We start from the raw sequence: 2,447 nt of genomic DNA on the forward strand, positions 1-2,447 counted from the left end.
ATGCGGAAGCCGGTTTCTATGCGGAGGCAATTGCTGTTATTGAGTTGCATCAGCAAAATGAAATACCGGCATGTGCAGTGCCAAATCCAATGGCCGAGTCAATCATGACCGAGTTTGCCCTGGCTTGGTTGTATCAAATGAATGGCGATCAAACCACAGCTGCTGAAATTTTGAAACTGACCCAAACAGCTTCCTGCGACTATGTTTTCCCATCGCGCATCTACGAACAACTGGTGTTGGAGTGGGCTTTGCAAGTCGATCCCCAAAATACAGTTGCCGCTTTCGGACTGGGTAACTATTACTTCAACCTGAAGCGCCATAAAGATGCCATTCGCGTTTGGGAAATGGCTGCTGATGCAGAAAGCAATTACGGAACGTTGTACCGGAACTTAGGTATCGCTTATTGGAACACCTTTGAGGATGGTGAAAAAGCCAGACAAGCTTTCCTGAAAGCTGTGGAACTGGTTCCGAATGATATGCGTGTTCGGTACGAATTCGACCAGTTACGTAAAAAATTGAACGATGATCCGAAGGACAGGCTGGAAAGCTTGTTGCCAATTCTGGATCATATTTCAACCCGCGATGACTTTTCGGTTGAATTGGCTGCCCTCTACAATTTTAATGGTGAATATGGAAAAGCCTTGAACCTGTTGGAGAACCATAATTTTCATCCATGGGAAGGTGGCGAAGGCCAGGTGTTGCGGCAGTTTACTTACGCATGCTTGAAATTGGGCCAGCTGTACTTACAGTCAGGTGATGCCGAAGCTGCGCAGGATTATTTCATAAAATCGGTGGAAACACCGGATAACCTGGGTGAAAAGTACCATCCTTTGCAGGCCGTGGCCCACATCAACTACTGGAAAGGAATGGCTTTGAAGGCTTTGGGCAAAACAGAAGAAGCTAATAACTACTTTATTGCGAGCACCAACGAGGAGGGCGACTTTATTGATATGGCTGTGAGTGCTTACTCCGAATTGTCGTATTACAAGGCACTTTCGTTGAAAGAATTGGACAAAACAGCAGAAGCGGAAGATTTGCTGAAAAAAATAAAGGCTTTTGCTGAAGCCAAGCTGAAGGAGAAAGTGCAAATCGATTATTTTGCAACTTCGTTGCCGCTGTTGTTGGTGTTCGAGGATAATATGCAAAAACGAAATACAACCGATGCGAAGTTTTTGATTGCTTTAGCAGAACTTGGCCTTGGGAACTATAAAGTGTCGGCAGCGCTGACGATAGAAATATTGGAGTTAAATTCAATGCATGTTGGCGCAATTGACTTGGCGAAAGAATTGGCCAAGGCTCAGTCGCTTTAATTATCTGACAATTGCATTAAAATAGAATCTACTCAACCAAACTGTTATGAGATACATCTTCTATTCGATCTTACTGATTTTAATTGGATTTGGAACCAGTGGAGCACAAAACCTGAAACGCATCGATGCGTCGAAGGTCAGCCCTGAGGTGGTTACCGGACAGCTTAAAATGGGAAATCCCGGCCCCGATGGGGAAAAGCTGGAAGTGAATAACCATTACCTCACCTTGAACGGAAAACCAATTATTCCGGTGATGGGAGAGGTGCATTTTTCGCGCATTCCCAAGGAGCAGTGGGAAGATGTATTGCTGAAGATGAAAGCTTGTGGTGTCAACATTATCGCCTCGTACGCCTTGTGGATTTATCACGAAGAAATTGAAGGACAGTTTGATTGGAGTGGCAATAAAAACATCCGTGAATTTGCGAAACTTTGTGCAAAGCATGGTTTGTGGTTTTATCCGCGCATCGGCCCGTGGTGTCACGCCGAGGTACGTAATGGCGGGACTCCCGATTGGATTCTGACAAAAACAAATATCAAAGATCGCTCGAATGATCCGGTTTATCAGCATTATGCTGAAGAATGGTATAAGCAAGTTGGTATGCAGTTGAAAGGTTTGATGTACAAAGACGGTGGTCCAATAATCGGTGTTCAGCTGGAAAATGAATATCGCAAAGGTAAAGGGGGGGAAGCACATATCATGTGGCTGAAAGAAATGGCCCGGAAATATGGATTCGATACACCGCTTTACACAGTTACCGGTTGGCAAAACGGATCTGTTCCTCCCCTGGAAGTAATTCCTTTGTGGGCTGCATATCCAGATGCTCCATGGGCGGATAACCTGAAACGAAACGAAGACAAAAAGGATTTCTTATTTAAGAAATACCGGGATACCGATGCGGTTGGCGACAACGTGCAAAAAGACCGCGAGACCTACATTGACTACGATGCTTATCCGTATTTTACTTGCGAAATAGGCGTTGGTATTATGAATACCGACCATCGCCGTTTGCAAATTGGTTCGCGCGATGGTTTGGCGCTGATTACGGCCAAGATCGGATCGGGTAGTAACCTTCCCGGTTATTACATGTTTGCCGGTGGCTCCAATTCGTTGGGACAACTAACAACATTGGAAGAAAA

Annotated in this window: 2 protein-coding genes; both read left to right on the plus strand. The window is 45.1% G+C overall.

Going from position 1 to position 2,447, the window contains the following annotated elements; all coding sequences use genetic code 11:
* A partial coding sequence (locus AC37HE_RS11350) for a tetratricopeptide repeat protein (RefSeq protein WP_500782960.1) occupies positions 1-1,310 on the plus strand: 1,310 nt, incomplete at its 5' end.
* Between the two features lie 46 nt (positions 1,311-1,356).
* Positions 1,357-2,447 (plus strand): beta-galactosidase (locus AC37HE_RS11355; RefSeq protein ID WP_500782961.1); only part of this gene is annotated, 1,091 nt, incomplete at its 3' end.

It is taken from the genome of Mangrovibacterium sp. (assembly GCF_059905295.1).